The sequence below is a fragment of the Anoxybacillus suryakundensis genome, from assembly GCF_001418025.1.
Lineage (GTDB): Bacteria > Bacillota > Bacilli > Bacillales > Anoxybacillaceae > Anoxybacillus > Anoxybacillus tengchongensis.
On record NZ_LIOK01000010.1, the window covers coordinates 1 to 16,904 of the forward strand.

Sequence of the window (16,904 nt, forward strand, 5' to 3'; positions counted from 1 at the left end):
GCCTTGGTGAGCCGTTACCTCACCAACTAGCTAATGCGCCGCGGGCCCATCCTGTAGCGACAGCTTGCGCCGTCTTTCAACGAAACGTCATGCGACATTTCGTGTTATCCGGTATTAGCACCGATTTCTCGGTGTTATCCCCGTCTACAGGGCAGGTTGCCCACGTGTTACTCACCCGTCCGCCGCTAACCAAATAGAAGCAAGCTTCTATTTGATCCGCTCGACTTGCATGTATTAGGCACGCCGCCAGCGTTCGTCCTGAGCCAGGATCAAACTCTCCATAGAAAAGTTATCCTTAGCTTTCGTACGCTTTTCGCTTCGTTCAGTTTTCAAGGAACATCTTTACTTTTTTGCGACTTTTTTAATTTAACATATCGCTTTTTTTGTGTCAAGAACAATTTTCTTATATTTTTTATTGTCGCACTATAACAGCGACGCTTTAAAATATAACACGTTCTTTTTTAAAATGCAACCACTTTTTTTAAATTCTTTTTACATGTTTTCCGAACATATACACTCCTATTCCCACAATGATAAAAAAAGAGCCGATTGCTTGCGATAAATAAATTTTTTCACCTAGCCATATATAAGCTAATACAATTGCTCCAATCGGTTCAAATAAAATAGCCATCGACACCATTGCAGCATTTACCCATTTCATCGCCCAATTAAAAAGAGAATGACCAAACAATGTTGGGATTACAGCTAACAAAATAAAATAACTCCAGTCATCCAAATCATATGAAAAAAATGAATATCGAAACAATACTACATATCCACTTAATACAATAGAAGCAATACCATAGACGATATACGTATATGTAATTAAAGAAAGCTGCTTTCGTAAATGTTGACCAACTAGCCAATAACCTGTTACCATAGCACATGCTATTAATGCAAGCATATCCCCATAAAGGGCTTTGCCACTTATTCGAAAATCCCCCCAACTAATAATGACACTACCTACAATCGCAAGTAGCGCACTTACCCATTCACTTATTGTCATTTTTTCTTTGAAAAAGATAAACCCACCAACAAAAGCGAATAATGGTTGCAATGTCACTAAAACAACTGAACTTGCAACTGATGTGTAACGAAGTGATTCAAACCAAAGAATAAAATGAAACGCAAGCAACGTTCCAGATAGGGTAGCGAAAACCCAATCTTTTCGATTCATCCCTTTCGTTTCTTTTCTGTGCCTTACAACAAACAGCGGTGTCATCAAAACAACTGCAAAAAAAAGACGATAAAAAGCTGTAACGGCTGATGGAGCATCTGTAAATTTTACAAAAATAGCTGATGTAGAAATTGAAAATGCCCCAATAATTAATGCAATATATGCTTTCATGCCCATCATCCTTTCGAATATACTTATTGAAAAAAGGGGGAATGTCTCGTGGATGCTCATGTGTTTATGAAACTTGGAATCTCTGCCATCCTTGGACTTATTATCGGTTTGGAACGAGAACTAAAAAGAAAGCCAGTCGGTCTTAAAACATGTCTTGTCATTTCGATTGTGAGCTGCTTACTAACAATCGTATCAATCGAATCAGCATATACATTTCCAAAAACCGAACATATTAACATGGACCCGCTTCGCCTCGCAGCCCAAATTGTATCAGGTATCGGTTTTCTCGGAGCAGGTGTTATTCTTCGTCGCGGAAACGACAGCATTTCTGGTTTGACAACTGCTGCGCTCATCTGGGGAGCGGCGGGTGTCGGCGTTGCTGTCGGAGCAAATTTTTATATTGAAGCCATTCTCGGTGTTGTCTTTCTTATCGCTAGCGTCGAGCTTATCCCGCTCGTAACAGCTGTTTTTGGTCCAAAACAACTAAGGGAAAAAGAGCTTCTTGTCAAGCTGATCGTACTAGACGCAACCAAAATTTCAGACGTAATCCAAGTCATCAAACAACAAAATATTCGCATTAAAACCGTGCGCATTAAAGATTTAGATAACGGGAACCACTTCGTTGAATTGAAAGTATCTGTCGATCAAAAACGAGCGACAACAGATGTATACGAGTTTATTCATCAAATTCCTGCTATTCGTGGGGTGGATATCGAGAACTTTTAACTTGAAAATCATTATCATTTAAACTAGCATATATGGTGAAACTTACACTCAAATCAAATAGGTGGCGAACTACATGTCCTCTATTATAAAAAATATGGAGCTTTGCTTTCTTATGCGTCAACTCTCAGCAAAGGATGAGCTCACTTTTCTTCATTCATATCGCGTGACAAAAATTGCTCTATCTTTCGCTTCGTTTTTAAAATTAGCCGATGAAGAAACACGTGAGCTTCAATTTGGAGCACTCATTCACGATATCGGCAAATTGCACGTTCCCGCTCATATTTTAACAAAAAAAGGGAAGTTATTAGAAGAAGAATTTGCTGAAATAAAAAAACATCCGCTATTTGGCATACATATATTACAACATTATCATGTTTCACCTGAAATTTCCCATATCGTTTTATATCATCATGAACAATGGGACGGAAAAGGATACCCACACAAAAAGAGAGGAGAGAATATTCCGTTTTTTGCTCGTCTCGTAGCTTTGGCCGATTCGCTCGAAGCGATGACTGGTATTCGACCATATCGTGCACCTCTTACATGGGAGGACGCTTATAAGGAAATAAGAAAAGGAGCTGGTACACAATTTGATCCACGATTGACAACTTCCTTTTTGTTATGGATGGAAAATCATGTGATTCCAATTGAACAAAACACAGAAACGATCATACAAACAATCCCGAGCATCTCATAATATCCATTGACGAAAAAACAAAATGTTTTTACAATAAAAGAGAAAGGGGCATTAGCTCAGTTGGGAGAGCGTCGTGCTGGCAGCGCGAAGGTCACCGGTTCGAGCCCGGTATGCTCCATAAAAAAACCCTCGCGATGCAAGGGTTTTTTACTCCTCTGTTAATTCTTCCACCGGAACGATGTGACGTTCATAGTCTCGGCCACGCATATGTACGGTCGCTGTTCGGTTGGCTTCATCGTACCCATCAATCCAAACCGATTGTCCATGGTAACAAACACGAATATCATCTGGGGAAGAAACAATTTGTTTCACACGATTCATATCCACTCACCATCCCTCCTTTCGTTTATATCGTTTGTTTTTATGGAGAAAAATATGTAAGAAATCGCCCCATCTCGTCTACAATGATAAAAACAGGAGGGAAAATAAATGAGATGGTATGAATTTCTCGCTTCATATTGGCGGCTTTCTCCGCTCGTACGCATTATTTTAACAATTACAACCATTATTTTTTTATTCGGGGTCACTATTCATATCGTTGAACCAAAAACATTTTCAACCATTTTTGATGGTATATGGTGGGCATTGATTACAACAACAACAATCGGCTATGGCGATTTCGTACCGAAAACAATAAGTGGCAAATTTGTCGCTATCGTTCTCATTTTGCTTGGTACCGCATTTGTTTCAGCCTATTTTGTAACACTATCCACGAAGGCCATTACAAAAGAAAACTCCTTATCCGTTGGACAATTGCCGTATACAAAAGACGGACACGTCATTTTAGTTGGCTGGAATGAGCGCATTCGTCAACTACTTGCACTTATGCCTACTAACATGCCATGTCTCGTCATCGATGAGACACTAAAACGTTGGGATGTGCCAAAACATATTCATTTCATTAAAGGAAATCCGACTCATGACGATATATGGGAAAAAGCAAACGTGTTTGAAGCTCACACCGTCATCATTACCGCCAATCAACATAAAAATGAAGTCGATGCTGACTTAGCATCTATCGTCACCCTTTTGACAGTTAAAGCGCTTCATCCATCCGTATATACCGTTGTAGAAATATTGACCACACCACAAGTCGATAATGCGAAACGTGCTGGAGCAGATAAAATTATTGAAACAAACAAATGGATCAGCTTTTTAATGGCAAATTGTCTTTCATCTCCAAGTGTGTTAAACGATATTGAGGAATTCAAAAAACATCCGATGAAACGTTTAACTGTGCGCGATGAATGGATCGGTATGTCTTTTGCAGCGATACTTAACGAATTAAAAAAAGAAGACGTATTACTTATCGGTATTGCAAACGATCAATACGTTTCAATTAATCCTCCATCGCATACGATCATTCAATCGACAGACGAACTTATTGTACTAGCGTAGTAACCGCTCCTCTAAATCTTTTACGAGCGTTTTTGCCATGGCTACATATTGATTAGGCACCGTTGCATCCGGGTCTTCTGGTTCAGAAAACTGATTAAACGACGCAGTCACATTTCCAATATGCACGTTGTCGTCTAATCCGCGCTGATATTTATGACATAAGACGTATGGTCGCTTCAGTTCAACCGTCGCCCCATACGAATCGAGCTGTCCATCTATCGCAATAAATGGAATTCGTAAAAACTGGTATCCAACATCATCCGCCATTTTATAATCAAACGAACCGTGATCATAATCCCAATTGCCACCGATCACATAGCCGAGAGGTTTTAGTTCCTGTTCTAACACATTTAATAAAAATGTTTTTCCTTCTAATTTAGATGGAATTTCAATCATCTTGATCACTCCTCCTCTTGCTTATTATGTCCAAAAAAAGGGCTTCCCTGCACCCAGGAAAGCTCTTTTTGGATTATTTCAAGCGTTTTTCAAGTTCTGCCTTTTTCTCTTCATATCCCGGTTTACCGAGGAGGGCGAACATGTTCACTTTGTACGCTTCAACACCCGGTTGGTCAAACGGATTAACTCCAAGTAAATATCCGCTCATGGCGCACGCTTTTTCAAAGAAATAAACAAGATAACCGAACGTATATTCATCTAACCGCGGTAGTGTGACAACTAAGTTTGGCACACCCCCGTCTGTATGCGCCAACAATGTACCTTCAAACGCTTTTGTGTTGACGAAGTCGACTGTTTTTCCTGCTAAATAATTTAAGCCGTCTAAATCGTTGTCTTCTGCCTCAATCGTTAACTCATGACGCGGCGTTTCCACTTTTAGCACCGTTTCAAACAAGTCGCGACGTCCTTCTTGCACGTATTGACCTAATGAATGGAGATCTGTTGAAAAGTTTGCTGAAGCTGGGAAAATACCTTTTTGATCTTTTCCTTCGCTCTCACCAAACAATTGCTTCCACCATTCTGCAAAATATTGTAATGCTGGTTCGTAGTTAATGAGCATTTCAATTGTTTTTCCTTTGTTGTATAGCACGTTACGCACTGCAGCATATTGATAAGCGATATTTTCTTCTAACTCCGATGTACTGAAATCTTCGCGTGCTTGTGCCGCACCTTTCATCATCGCTTCAATGTCCGCCCCACTTACAGCAATCGGCAATAATCCAACTGCTGTTAAAACAGAGTAACGACCACCGACATCATCTGGAATAACAAATGTTTCGTATCCTTCTTCTGTCGCTAACGTTTTTAACGCTCCGCGCGCACGGTCTGTTGTTGCGTAAATGCGTTTACGCGCTTCGTCTTTTCCGTATTTTTCTTCAAGAAGCTTACGGAAAATACGAAAGGCAATCGCAGGTTCTGTCGTCGTTCCTGATTTCGAAATGACATTGATCGAAAAATCTTTCCCTTCAAGTAAATCCATGACATCGCGCATATATGTAGAACTAATATTGTTACCAACGAAAATAATTTGTGGCGTTTTCCGTTTTTCTGTTGGAAGCGCATTGTAAAAAGAATGTTGCAACATTTCAATTGCCGCACGAGCACCGAGATAAGAGCCACCAATGCCGACAACCAGCAATACGTCAGAGTCTTCTTGAATTTTTCTCGCTGCTTGTTGGATGCGAGCAAATTCTTCTCGGTCATATGCGACAGGGAGATCAATCCATCCTAAAAAGTCATTCCCTTGTCCTGTTTTTTCGTGAAGCGCATGATGTGCTACTTTTACCGCGTCACGCAAATACGTTAGTTCATGTTCACCGAAAAAAGACAACGCTTTTGAATAGTCAAACTGAATATGCGTCATGTACGTTTCCTCCTCAATGATAGTATCCTCTTTCACTTTAGCGAAACAATTAGCGAGAATCAAGTTGACAGAAATGATGTAAACGGATTCATTATGACATTTTTCGCACTTTACAACGAGGCTTGTAAAATCGCCATGACATCGTGATGGTGCAACTTTTTAAAATTGCCAAACGGCCCGAATGCCATTGCTTTTTCAGCGATAAGTGGCAATGAGTCTTCACCAATGTCATAATCGGCTAATCGGCTCGGAGCGCCTAGGCTATTCCAAAATGCACGAAGCTTTTCAATTCCTTCTAACGCGATTTCACGGTCTCCTTTCCCTTCTGGATACACGTTAAACACACGAACAGCTAGTTGCTTAAACCGCTCGACATGTTCATCAAGCACATGTTTCATCCAGTTTGGGAATAAAATAGATAGTCCACCTGCATGTGGAATATCGTGCACCGCTGATACAGCATGCTCAATATTGTGCGTTGCCCAATCGCCACGTAGCCCCATGCGTAAAATCCCATTTAAAGCCATCGTTCCACAATATAAAATCGTTTCACGATGATCTACATTTTTTAAGTCTTCGATAAGTTTTGGTGCTGTTTCAATAACCGTTCGTAAAATCGCTTCACACATTCGATCTTGTAGTGGTGTATTGGGGGCATGATGGAAATATTGTTCTAATACGTGCGACATGATATCAACGACGCCATATACTGTATGATCTTTCGGAACAGTTGTTGTATACATAGGATCTAAAATCGAAAACTTTGGAAAAACAGCTGGGCTACTCCAACCGTATTTTTCTTTCGTGTCCCAATTAGTAATGACAGAATTTGCATTCATTTCTGATCCTGTCGCAGCTAGCGTTAACACCGTCCCGAGTGGGAGAGCCTGCTGGACCGTTGTCTTTCGCGAAATAAAATCCCAGGCGTCTCCATCGTATAAGGCACCAGCTGCGATCGCTTTAGCACAATCGATGACACTTCCGCCACCAACCGCTAAAATGAAATCAACGTTTTCTTTGCGACATATGTCAATACCTTTTCGCACCGTAGATAAACGTGGGTTTGGCTCAACTCCTCCTAACTCCGACCAGGACTTATTCAATGAACGCAAAATAGATACGACTTCATCATATACTCCGTTTTTCTTAATACTTCCCCCACCGTATACAATTAAAATGTGTTCATACGCAGTGAGTTCTTTCTTCAATTGTTCAATTTGTCCCTTACCGAAAATTAATTTCGTTGGATTATGAAAAACGAAATTTTCCATGTTGATCCCTCCTTCCTTTCATTATTTCCAAAAGAAACAAATAAGTAAAGAAAATTGTATTTTTTATGTATACTTCTCTAACAATGATTCATTCTATAAATGAATACGATGTTTTAAAGGAGGATGAACATGAGTACGTTACAACGAATCGCACTATTGCTTACTGTTATTGGAGCACTTAACTGGGGGCTCATTGGCTTTTTCCGCTTTGATCTTGTTGCAGCCATTTTTGGTGGGCAAGCATCAGCATTTGCTCGCATTGTTTATGCTCTCGTCGGCATTGCAGGGCTCATTAATCTCGTACTTCTGTTTAAACCGACGGAAGAGCTCGGACGTACAGAGCCAAAAATGTCAAGAACATAAACATAAACGAACAACTCACCGATCGCTCGGTGAGTTGTATTTTTTCTTAGCTTCCGCAATCCATTTTTCAAGTTGGATTTTTAACGGTTGAAATCCTAAAGGGGTCTCGATATGTGTTGTGTCATGATCGACGTCCCGTAACGATAAGCTAATTCGCTTTGTTTTTTCATCGATGGCGATAATTTTTACCCGAACAGACTCTCCTACATTTACATAGTCATAAATATTTTTTACATACCCATCGGTAATTTCTGAAATATGAATAAGTCCTTGTGTTCGTTCATCAAGCGATACAAATATACCGTATGGCTGTATTCCTGTGACAATGCCAGTAACGACCGCACCCTCTTTCCAATTCAAATGAAACACTCCTCGTTTTTTGAAAAATTGTAACATAATTCGCTTAAAAAGTGTTAATTTTGTAGGTGAGTATAAATCAGAACATGGTATGATAAACATGTAAACGAATTTCGGAGAGGTGGGAGAATAAATGAGCACAATTGGTGAAAATATTCGCATGTACCGGGAACAGCGAAATATGTCACAACAAGAATTGGCGATGAAAGTTCGTGTAGGGGTAGCGACGATTCAAAAATACGAGTCAGGTGAGCAAGTTCCTGACACGCCAACGATTTTAAAACTTTGTACTGCTCTTGATGTTCCTGCATCAGAACTGTTAGAACGGGCAGATTCATCCAACTCATCTAGTCTTGACCCAGAAATTGAATACTTAATTAAAGAAATTGGCATTAAGCGCGCAAAACTCATTTTACGAAAAGCAAAAGAATTTAGCGAGGAAGATTTTTTGCGCGTCATGCAAATGTTATATGAACTCAAATACAACAAAGAAAGCTGACGATTGTCAGCTTTCTTTACAGCCGCTCAAGAAATCGCCTCATGCGCCGAATGGCCTCTTGCAGCTGTTCGAGCGATGATGCATATGAACAACGAATATATCCTTCTCCACTTGCTCCAAACACATGGCCGGGAACAACAGCAACTTTTTCCTCTAACAATAAACGCTCAGCAAACTGTTCTGATGTCATGCCTGTTGACTGAATGGACGGAAATGCATAAAATGCTCCACCTGGCATATGACAGGAAAGGCCAATTTCATTTAATGATTGAACAAAAAAGTTGCGTCGTTGTCGGTAACTTTTTTTCATTTCTTCGACATCGCCTGCTCCGTTTTGCAACGCTTCAATAGCTGCATATTGAGCCATCGTTGGTGCACACATCATCGTATATTGATGAATTTTTAACATGGCTGTCGCTAAATCTTTCGGTGCCGCGATAAAACCTAGTCGCCACCCCGTCATCGCAAATCCTTTTGAAAATCCATTAATTAAAATCGTCCGTTCTCGCATATGTGCAATGGCAGGAAAGCTTGTGTATTGTTCGTCGTAACATAACTCCGCATAAATTTCATCTGAAATGACAAGCAAATCATGTTTTGCTACGATGCGTGCGATTTGTGCCAGCTCTTCCCTATTCAGTACCGTTCCTGTCGGGTTGTTTGGAGAACAAATAATTAATGCTTTCGTTTTCGGTGTCACGACTTGTTCAATTTGTTCAGGCTGAAGCTTAAACTGATGTTTTCCACTCGTTTGAATTGAAATTGGCACACCTCCTGCTAACGCAACAAGCGGTGCGTACGAAACGAAACTCGGCTCAACAACAATGACTTCATCCCCCGGATTCAAAATCGCTCGAAGAGAAACATCAAGCGCCTGACTCGCTCCGACAGTCACAATAATTTCATTCGCTGGATCGTATAATACTTCGAAGCGACGCGCTAAATAATCGCTAATTTCTTTTCGTAATTCCCATAAACCTGCGTTTGCTGTGTATGATGTATATCCTTGTTCTAATGATAAAATACAAGCTTCTCGTACACTCCAAGGGGTAATAAAATCTGGCTCACCAACCCCTAGTGAAATGACTCCTTCCATGCTTGCTGCTAAATCAAAAAAACGACGAATACCGGATGGTTGTAAACGCGACACGGTATCAGATACGTACGTCTTCGTCTTTTGCATCACGGAGCCACCACGATTCTTCGATCTTGATCACCTTGTTCGAATACGGTGCCATCATGTTTATACTTCTTCAAAATAAAGTGAGTTGTCGTTGAAATAACGGAGTCAAGCGTTGATAATTTTTCAGAAACAAAATGAGCGATCTCAGACATGGAACGTCCTTCAATAACAACCGATAAATCATATGCACCCGACATTAAATAGACCGATTTGACCTCCGGGAAGCGATAAATACGTTCTGCTACTTCATCGAATCCGACACCTCGCTTTGGTGTTACTTTCACATCAATCATAGCCGTCACACCTTCATGCCCATCAACTTTTCGCCAGTCAACGATCGTTGCATATTGCACGATGACTTTTGCTTCTTCTAGCTTTTTTATAATATGCTCCACTTCCGAAACAGAAAGAGACACCATTTTCGCCATTGTATCGATCGGCAATCGTGCGTGTTTTTCTAGCAGTTCAACAATTTCAAGTTCTTTTTCACTTAGCTTCATATGAATCCCCCCTGTCATAAATTTTCACATAATTTAGAAAAAAATGCACGCATTTTTTCAAAAAAAGAAGCAAGACGACACCGCTTGCTACTACCGTTTTTTTATGATACCGCATGCGATTCGCTTGCCTGCATTTCCTGCTGGCTGAGACATTCCATCATCTTTCCCTTCATGGATCACAATGGATGTTCCTTCTTTTGTAAATAGACCATTTTTCTCTTCTGATAAATTGACATTTGGAGCTATGAATTGTACTTTGACCGTTCCATCTTCTTTCACGATCAAATTCGGTAAATCACCCGCGTGCGCCCCTTCTGGATGCAGAAGACCATGTTCTTTTCCTTCTGGATTAAAATGTTCCCCCGCTGATTTAAATTCAGGCGGTTCGCATGTTCCTTTGTCATGAATATGCATCGCATGCTCCCCTGGTGGAAGTCCTTTTAAATCAATATCTAGTTTTACCCCTTGAGGTTGTTGGGACATTTTAATCGTTCCAAGCGAGTCCCCGTCTTCATTAATCATATTGACATTGACGTTTTTTACTTGTTGTTCCATACAACCGCTTATAAGTAATAAAACGACACATACAATGACTTGGCGCACAATAAGCCCCCCAACTACATATTTACCCCTTATTATGCCCCTTCTGTGTTCATTTAATCGTCTACTTGTTGTTTTTTCAACTGTTCTTCTAATTGTTTCGCTTTTTCCTCTTGACGCTTTGAAATTTTTATAATCAGCCTCATCGTCAACACTGCAGCGATAAAAAATGCTGTAAATGAAATCGCCGCAGGAATGTATTCTGTTTTATCTTCTGGAAAGTATAGAAACAATCCAAATATGATGTTAGCCATACGATCAACCTCTCCATATGTCATCTCACTCATTATATCATAAAGGCAATTGTATCACTTTGCAAAAAGGAATATAATTGGATTCGTAAACAAAAAAGGGAGGCGTATTCGTTTGAAAAACGTCGTAATCCACAAAGTCATTACATTTGTATTCACAGAGGCACAATTGAGGGGGTATTGGAACGAAAAGAAACAAAAAATTCCATTTGAATCTTTAACAAATGAGCAGTTGATGGCATTAGCTGAAGACATGTTAGCAAACTCTTCTCATAGCCAGCTCGAGCAACATATTTTAGATCATGGCTGGCGTGTAAAAGAAGAAATAGAAGGACAAGTGCTTGCAGAAGATGACTCACGTGAACATGTGCATGTGGAATTGATCGATACAACGAAACAAGGGTCGCCATCGACGAAATTGTTTATCGATCGTTTATCACAAATCGAATGTTCACAATGTGGATTTTCTTTTTATGTTCGCAATGTAAACGCTGACACAACACATTTAAAATGTCCAAGCTGCCTTCAGCTACTAAAAAACTGAGAGAAGAAAGGAATGACAGATCGTGCATGAGGCAATGACTCATGAAGTAAATAACTTTCAATATTATGTGGCCATTGCAATCTTTTTGATTACATACGCCATTATTATTTCAGAAAAAGTGAACCGAGCTGTGATTGCTTTATTAGGTGCCGCTTTTATGATCATTTTCGGCATTGTCGATTTACATCAAGCGTACACGCATCATATTGAATGGGGAACGATTACGCTTTTAATCGGAATGATGATTCTTGTTAGCATTACGAGTAAATCAGGCTTTTTCCAGTATGTTGCGGTCAAAGCTGCAAAAATGGCAAAAGGAAGCCCAATTCACATTTTAGTCATTTTATCATTGCTAACAGCTGTTCTTTCTGCCTTTCTGGACAATGTTACAACTGTTTTATTAATCGTCCCGGTTACATTCTCTATTACACGCATGTTAGAAGTAGAGCCTGTTCCATTTTTAATTTCTGAAGTCCTTTTCTCAAACATTGGCGGAACAGCGACGTTAATTGGAGATCCACCAAACATTATGATTGGCTCTGCCAACAAACATTTGACGTTTAATGATTTCTTATTTAATTTAGGTCCTGTTGTGTTAATCATTATGCTCGTTATTGTCGTTATTTTGTATGTCTTTTATCGCAAACGCCTTCAAGCAAATGCGGAACTCATCGAACGGCTGATGAAAATCGATGAAAAACAATATATTAAAGACGCGGTCCTATTGAAAAAGTCTGTTTCCGTTCTTGCGTTAACCATTTTAGGTTTTACACTTCATTCAATCATTCACGTTGACGCAGCAGTCATCGCGATGACGGGAGCTGTCTTTCTGATGCTTATTGGGGTAAAAGAGCATGATTTAGAGGAAGTATTCGCTTCTGTTGAGTGGACAACCATTTTCTTCTTTGCCGGATTGTTTACACTCGTCGGTGGGCTTGTTGATATTGGGCTGATTAAAAGTTTGGCAGAGAAAGCTTTGGAAGTCACAGGGGGCGATATTCACTTCGCATCTTACTTAATTCTTTGGGTATCTGGCATCGCTTCTGCAACGATCGACAATATCCCATTCGTTGCAACGATGATCCCGCTCATTCAAGATATGGCTGTTGGTATGGGGCTATCTCCGGATTCAGCACAAATTGATGTACTATGGTGGTCATTAGCACTTGGCGCTTGCTTAGGCGGAAATGGAACGTTGATCGGAGCATCAGCAAATGTGATCGTAGCAGGAATTGCTTCACGTGAAGGACACGGGTTTAGCTACTTTGATTTTCTGAAAATTGGAGCGCCACTTACGCTCATTTCTTTACTGATTTCACACGCTTATATTTTCATTCGTTACTTATAAAACGCTCGCCTTTGAGCGTTTTTTTCTTTTTGTCATATACTGCTTGCAAGGAGGGAAAAAGATGTATCCAAATGTTGATATTACGCAATTTACACAATCGGCAAAAGCGATACAAAAGCTCTTTAAAGACGCGACTGCTATTTCTACAAAAATTGAAAAAGATCCGACCTTTGCAAAACAATTGATGGAGAAAGCGCAACAATCAAAACAAGAAGAAGTACAGAAACAACTTCAATCGATTGGCATTGAATCAGAAATCAAAATTTCTTTTAATCCAAATACAATTCATATTACCCTTTCTCCAAAAAAAGGCGAGTCGCCTTGTTGCCAACTCACCTTTTTTCTTTACTGGCGATAATTCGGTGCCGCCATTTGTTTTTCACCAATATACGCTGCATCGCGCAAATCATGCCCATCATCTGTTTCGCTGACATGAATGATATCTTCTTTTGCTCCTAATCGATTTGCGCGAAGCAGTTGTTCTTCTTCTCTCATTTTCATCCCTCCATATTGTTATGTTGTACAAGTACATCCTACTTATGTATTGACATGTTTTGTTTTATCATATACCATTTCGTTAACGAATAAAAAAAGGGGGTTAACAAATGCGTGCGAAAGATTTAACGTTTATTGCTATGTTTGCAGCATTAATGGCGATTGGAGCAAATATTACATCATGGGCTCCTTTTCTCATCATCGGGGGCGTTCCGATTACGCTACAAACATTTTTTTGCGTATTAGCTGGGGCCATTCTCGGAGCAAAACGCGGCGCGATCGCTATGACGGTTTATATGCTAATTGGATTGTTCGGCGCACCTGTTTTTGCACGTTTTAGCGGAGGATTTTCAACAGTGATCTCTCCAACATTTGGATTTATTCTTTCTTTTATTCTCGCGGCATACGTAACTGGCTTGCTTATTGAAAAAAGCAAAAATCGTTCGATCGGGCGTTTTGTGATCGCAACAATCATCGGTATGGTCATTAACTACATATTCGGCACAAATTGGATGTATATGGCATTTAAATTATGGGCTGAAGCACCTGAAGGTTTCTCGTATACAATGGCATGGAGTTGGATGCTCGTTCCGCTTCCAAAGGACATCATTTTATCAATCGTCGCCGGCGTCATTGCACCACGTATTTATCGAGCGTTAAACGATCAACAAACATATAACAAATATGTTGCCTAAAGAAAAAGGAAGTTCGGTTATAGCCCGACTTCCTTTTTCTTTATATATTGTTGTCGAAACACTTGCATCGATTCATTTTCGTTTAGTGCCATCATCTCTTGCTCCGATAATTTTCCGTCTCCACGTTTAACAACATACACGTTTACTTTTTTCTTTCCCCAATGCTTATACACATCATCTACCGTTTCGTAATACAAATCAATTTTATGGCCTTTAATTGCCGAACCCGTATCTGCAACGACACCATATCCGTATCCCGGGATAAATAAAATCGTTCCAATGGGGAAAACATTCAAATCTGCAGCAATCGTCGAATACAAATCACGTTTCACACGCACACCCGAATATGTAATGCCATAACTCGGGTGATCGGGCGTTTTTCCCGTTGACTCCACTCCTGCTGTATATCCCGTCGCTACAACCGTAACAGACGGATATTGTGACCAATCAAATGCTTCTTCTAACGTCAGCGATTCGTTCGTTGTTTGTCTTGACGATAGCTGTGTCACTTGCTTTTCATGTTTTCGAAAGCGATCGGTGACATATTCATACGTATCTGATGAAAATAACGATTTAAACGAGAAAAAAGAAAAACGTGAAGGTGAAAACCAATCAGATAACATCTTTGCTTCAACGCCCGATATAGATTGAAATGTCGTCATGAATGCACACAAAAACAATACAACCATGGTCGTTCGTCTTAACCATTTTATACCCATTTATTCACTCCTCCCACGGTTGTATTTCTTTCCAACATTCAAAAAAAATATACATCAACCGTGAGGGAAATAAAAAAACCTCCACAAATGTGAAGGTTTAAAACATCCGGTATCCTTTTTTTCGTAACGTCTGAATGACAACACCTGAAACAATGGCACCAACAATACCGCTACTTAAAATCATTAAATCCGCACCCGCTAACGATCCAATGCGCTCTTTCACATGCGCAAAGGAAGCAGATGGATTTGTCACGTAGTCCATTACAGAAATTTGATCGATCCACAATAATAAAACAAATGGGCTTAATATCGCCATCGTCCACGTCGTTCGCAAAATCATATTTAATAAAAAGCCAATGCCGAAAAATAAAACGAAAAACAATAAAATAGAAATGAATAAAACTGGGATGCTCATCTCCATACGTTCTCACCTCCAATACACCATTTTAAGTGTACTGAAAGCGAAAACACGAGTCAATTATTGCTTTATCACCACTTCATCTTTTTCTATCCCCGTTCCCTCGCAATAGTGACACGTTTCCGAACCACCGACTGCAACATGAACATAACCGTTCCCCGAACAATATTGGCACATTGTTTTATTCATAACACTTTCCTCCTTTTCTTAATTTTCTGATAATTATACATAAAGATAAATGATTTGTAAAGAAAAAACGAGCGAAACATTCCTTCGCTCGTTTTATAGTAGTTTGAATTTACCTTTTTTCGCAACAAGTGTTGGGCCACCAATTAAGTAAAGCGCACGGTTGTCAATTACTTTTTTCATGACGCTCGCTTTTGTACCCCAAATTTTCTTGCCAAATACGACACCAATCGCATCGTCATGACCGAGCGAACATACTGTTCCTTTTAAGTCTGGTTTAAACGGTTGTAGTTCACCTTGACCACGAATTAATACAGCTAAGTTTTTCGCACAAACTTCTCCTTGCTGCATAGCAATTTGGGCTGTTGGAGGGTATGGGCGGTTTGTTTCTTCGTTAATCATTAACGCACAGTCCCCGACAACGAATACATCTTCATGTCCCGGTGCTCGCAAAAACGGATCGACTTTCACGCGACCGCGCATCGCTTCAAAGCCAGATTCATCAATAACGCGGCTTCCGCGCACTCCAGCTGCCCATACAACCGTTCCGGCCTTAATTTCTTCAACTTGGTCATCTTTGCTAACGATAATGCCTTCTGGTGTGCACTCTTTAATCGCTGTACCGATTTTAAATTCAACACCTTTTTTCTCAAGAACGTTCGCCGCATATTCAACAAGTTCTGGGTCAAAGCCAGGGAGAACGGTCGGCGCTGCTTCGACACAAATAATGCGAACTTTATTTGGATCAACATCGTATTCACGGCAAAGCTCTGGCACGCGGTTTACAAGTTCACCTAAAAACTCGATGCCTGTAAATCCTGCGCCGCCAACGACAATCGTCAAGCGCTCATCGCGCTTCTCTTCTTCTGTGCCATATGTTGCAAATTGATATTCAATATGCTCACGAATTTGACGAGCAGCATTGACGTTGGCAATCGAGAAAGCATACTCTTTTAGCCCTTTAATTCCGAACGTTTCAGACTCAAATCCAAGCGCAACGACTAAATAGTCATACGTTAATGGCTCATGATTTTGGAGCAACACTTGTTTTTCTTCGAGGTTGATTTTTTCAACCGTATCTTGAATGAATTTGACTTTACTTTGATCAATAACATCAGCAATCGCATAGCGAACGCGCTCATGGTGCAACGTTCCAGCAGCAGCTTCATGCAGCCATGTTGATTCATAATGATAATCATGTTTGTTGACAAGCGTAATGCTTGCTTCGTTGACGCCAATCATTTTTTGTAAACGCGTCACAGTCATTAATCCACCATAACCTGCACCTAATACAACAACATTTGGCTTTTTCAAGCGAATCACTTCCACCTTTTCTTATTTTTTTTAGCTTGTGCTTTTTGAACGATTTTTATCGTTTAGAAAGTTTGTGAATTTATTCACGAAATAGACCAAAAAAATACAACGTTTTGTAACAAAGTTGTCATTTCTACGTTAACATCTTATTCTTTTTTTCTCTCTTTTTCAAG

General features: G+C 40.0%; 24 protein-coding genes, 1 tRNA gene and 1 rRNA gene. 10 read left to right on the forward strand and 16 right to left on the reverse strand.

Translation table 11 applies throughout. From position 1 onward, the window contains the following. Both ASC42_RS08620 and ASC42_RS08625 read right to left on the reverse strand, forming a co-directional pair. A 16S ribosomal RNA gene (locus ASC42_RS08620) occupies positions 1-285 on the reverse strand; the annotation flags it as partial. Positions 286-481: 196 nt separating this feature from the next. Beyond that, positions 482-1,348, reverse strand: a complete 867-nt coding sequence (locus ASC42_RS08625; protein ID WP_245191164.1) for a DMT family transporter — start codon at positions 1,346-1,348, stop codon at positions 482-484. Positions 1,349-1,396: 48 nt separating this feature from the next. On the opposite strand from ASC42_RS08625, the gene ASC42_RS08630 reads away from it, so the two are divergent. The 3 genes from ASC42_RS08630 to ASC42_RS08640 all read left to right on the forward strand — a co-directional run bounded on the left by ASC42_RS08630 (position 1,397) and on the right by ASC42_RS08640 (position 2,889). Continuing rightward, complete coding sequence (locus ASC42_RS08630) at positions 1,397-2,074, forward strand: MgtC/SapB family protein (protein ID WP_082435712.1); 678 nt, start codon at positions 1,397-1,399, stop codon at positions 2,072-2,074. Between the two features lie 112 nt (positions 2,075-2,186). Beyond that, positions 2,187-2,771 carry an HD-GYP domain-containing protein gene (locus ASC42_RS08635; protein WP_245191165.1) on the forward strand — a complete coding sequence of 195 codons (585 nt, stop codon included), beginning with the start codon at positions 2,187-2,189 and terminating at the stop codon, positions 2,769-2,771. Between the two features lie 45 nt (positions 2,772-2,816). Further along, positions 2,817-2,889, forward strand: a tRNA-Ala gene (locus ASC42_RS08640). Between the two features lie 29 nt (positions 2,890-2,918). Here ASC42_RS08640 and ASC42_RS08645 read toward each other — a convergent pair. Continuing rightward, positions 2,919-3,098 (reverse strand): H-type small acid-soluble spore protein, encoded by a 180-nt coding sequence (locus ASC42_RS08645; protein ID WP_032101086.1) that lies wholly within the window; start codon positions 3,096-3,098, stop codon positions 2,919-2,921. A gap of 102 nt (positions 3,099-3,200) precedes the next feature. Between ASC42_RS08645 and ASC42_RS08650 the strand changes: the two genes are divergently transcribed. Further along, entirely contained in the window at positions 3,201-4,169 is a 969-nt protein-coding gene (locus ASC42_RS08650; RefSeq protein ID WP_055441424.1) for a potassium channel family protein, read from the forward strand. On the opposite strand, the gene ASC42_RS08655 is transcribed toward ASC42_RS08650, so the two are convergent. The 3 genes from ASC42_RS08655 to ASC42_RS08665 all read right to left on the reverse strand — a co-directional run bounded on the left by ASC42_RS08655 (position 4,161) and on the right by ASC42_RS08665 (position 7,259). Then, positions 4,161-4,565: a YugN-like family protein gene (locus tag ASC42_RS08655; protein WP_032101088.1), complete on the reverse strand. Its 405-nt coding sequence runs from the start codon at positions 4,563-4,565 to the stop codon at positions 4,161-4,163. The two genes, ASC42_RS08650 and ASC42_RS08655, sit on opposite strands and share 9 nt — an antisense overlap. A gap of 73 nt (positions 4,566-4,638) precedes the next feature. Continuing rightward, positions 4,639-5,988, reverse strand: coding sequence for a glucose-6-phosphate isomerase (locus ASC42_RS08660; RefSeq protein ID WP_055441425.1), 1,350 nt, complete (start codon positions 5,986-5,988; stop codon positions 4,639-4,641). A 110-nt stretch (positions 5,989-6,098) separates the two neighbouring features. Continuing rightward, entirely contained in the window at positions 6,099-7,259 is a 1,161-nt protein-coding gene (locus tag ASC42_RS08665) for an iron-containing alcohol dehydrogenase (RefSeq protein WP_055441426.1), read from the reverse strand. A gap of 129 nt (positions 7,260-7,388) precedes the next feature. On the opposite strand from ASC42_RS08665, the gene ASC42_RS08670 reads away from it, so the two are divergent. Further along, positions 7,389-7,622, forward strand: coding sequence for a DUF378 domain-containing protein (locus ASC42_RS08670; protein WP_004892293.1), 234 nt, complete (start codon positions 7,389-7,391; stop codon positions 7,620-7,622). 15 nt (positions 7,623-7,637) lie between these two features. Here the strand turns inward: ASC42_RS08670 and ASC42_RS08675 are convergent, their stop codons facing one another. Further along, complete coding sequence (locus ASC42_RS08675; protein WP_072242704.1) at positions 7,638-8,018, reverse strand: CvfD/Ygs/GSP13 family RNA-binding post-transcriptional regulator; 381 nt, start codon at positions 8,016-8,018, stop codon at positions 7,638-7,640. A gap of 94 nt (positions 8,019-8,112) precedes the next feature. Between ASC42_RS08675 and ASC42_RS08680 the strand changes: the two genes are divergently transcribed. Further along, positions 8,113-8,478 carry a helix-turn-helix domain-containing protein gene (locus tag ASC42_RS08680; RefSeq protein ID WP_032101092.1) on the forward strand — a complete coding sequence of 122 codons (366 nt, stop codon included), beginning with the start codon at positions 8,113-8,115 and terminating at the stop codon, positions 8,476-8,478. Positions 8,479-8,494: 16 nt separating this feature from the next. Here ASC42_RS08680 and ASC42_RS08685 read toward each other — a convergent pair whose 3' ends face one another. The 4 genes from ASC42_RS08685 to ASC42_RS08700 form a co-directional block, all read right to left on the reverse strand. Further along, positions 8,495-9,661, reverse strand: coding sequence for an aminotransferase (locus tag ASC42_RS08685; protein WP_055441428.1), 1,167 nt, complete (start codon positions 9,659-9,661; stop codon positions 8,495-8,497). After that, positions 9,661-10,161 (reverse strand): Lrp/AsnC family transcriptional regulator, encoded by a 501-nt coding sequence (locus tag ASC42_RS08690; protein WP_032101094.1) that lies wholly within the window; start codon positions 10,159-10,161, stop codon positions 9,661-9,663. Before ASC42_RS08690 ends, ASC42_RS08685 begins: the two co-directional genes overlap by 1 nt. Before the next feature lie 90 nt (positions 10,162-10,251). Then, complete coding sequence (locus tag ASC42_RS08695) at positions 10,252-10,764, reverse strand: superoxide dismutase family protein (RefSeq protein ID WP_032101095.1); 513 nt, start codon at positions 10,762-10,764, stop codon at positions 10,252-10,254. A 53-nt stretch (positions 10,765-10,817) separates the two neighbouring features. Beyond that, a complete protein-coding gene (locus tag ASC42_RS08700) occupies positions 10,818-11,015 on the reverse strand; it encodes a hypothetical protein (protein ID WP_032101096.1) in 198 nt (65 codons plus the stop codon). Positions 11,016-11,127: 112 nt separating this feature from the next. On the opposite strand from ASC42_RS08700, the gene ASC42_RS08705 reads away from it, so the two are divergent. From ASC42_RS08705 to ASC42_RS08715, 3 genes are all read left to right on the forward strand, one after another. Beyond that, entirely contained in the window at positions 11,128-11,556 is a 429-nt protein-coding gene (locus tag ASC42_RS08705; protein ID WP_055441429.1) for a hypothetical protein, read from the forward strand. A gap of 34 nt (positions 11,557-11,590) precedes the next feature. Then, positions 11,591-12,904, forward strand: coding sequence for an ArsB/NhaD family transporter (locus tag ASC42_RS08710; RefSeq protein WP_221261160.1), 1,314 nt, complete (start codon positions 11,591-11,593; stop codon positions 12,902-12,904). 61 nt (positions 12,905-12,965) lie between these two features. After that, entirely contained in the window at positions 12,966-13,262 is a 297-nt protein-coding gene (locus tag ASC42_RS08715; RefSeq protein WP_032101099.1) for a YuzC family spore coat inner layer protein, read from the forward strand. Here the strand turns inward: ASC42_RS08715 and ASC42_RS14055 are convergent. Continuing rightward, positions 13,250-13,399: a hypothetical protein gene (locus ASC42_RS14055; protein ID WP_167338105.1), complete on the reverse strand. Its 150-nt coding sequence runs from the start codon at positions 13,397-13,399 to the stop codon at positions 13,250-13,252. The two genes, ASC42_RS08715 and ASC42_RS14055, sit on opposite strands and share 13 nt — an antisense overlap. Positions 13,400-13,509: 110 nt before the next feature. On the opposite strand from ASC42_RS14055, the gene ASC42_RS08720 reads away from it, so the two are divergent. Next, positions 13,510-14,094, forward strand: coding sequence for a biotin transporter BioY (locus ASC42_RS08720; RefSeq protein ID WP_055441431.1), 585 nt, complete (start codon positions 13,510-13,512; stop codon positions 14,092-14,094). 17 nt (positions 14,095-14,111) lie between these two features. Here ASC42_RS08720 and ASC42_RS08725 read toward each other — a convergent pair whose 3' ends face one another. The 4 genes from ASC42_RS08725 to ASC42_RS08735 all read right to left on the reverse strand — a co-directional run bounded on the left by ASC42_RS08725 (position 14,112) and on the right by ASC42_RS08735 (position 16,740). After that, a complete protein-coding gene (locus ASC42_RS08725) occupies positions 14,112-14,813 on the reverse strand; it encodes a 3D domain-containing protein (RefSeq protein WP_032101101.1) in 702 nt (233 codons plus the stop codon). Positions 14,814-14,910: 97 nt separating this feature from the next. Further along, entirely contained in the window at positions 14,911-15,234 is a 324-nt protein-coding gene (locus tag ASC42_RS08730; protein ID WP_032101102.1) for a YuiB family protein, read from the reverse strand. A gap of 57 nt (positions 15,235-15,291) precedes the next feature. Then, on the reverse strand, positions 15,292-15,420 hold the full coding sequence (locus tag ASC42_RS14060; RefSeq protein ID WP_167338106.1) for a YuiA family protein: 129 nt from the start codon (positions 15,418-15,420) through the stop codon (positions 15,292-15,294). 93 nt (positions 15,421-15,513) lie between these two features. Beyond that, positions 15,514-16,740 (reverse strand): NAD(P)/FAD-dependent oxidoreductase, encoded by a 1,227-nt coding sequence (locus tag ASC42_RS08735; protein WP_055441432.1) that lies wholly within the window; start codon positions 16,738-16,740, stop codon positions 15,514-15,516. Between the last annotated feature and the right edge of the window lie 164 nt (positions 16,741-16,904).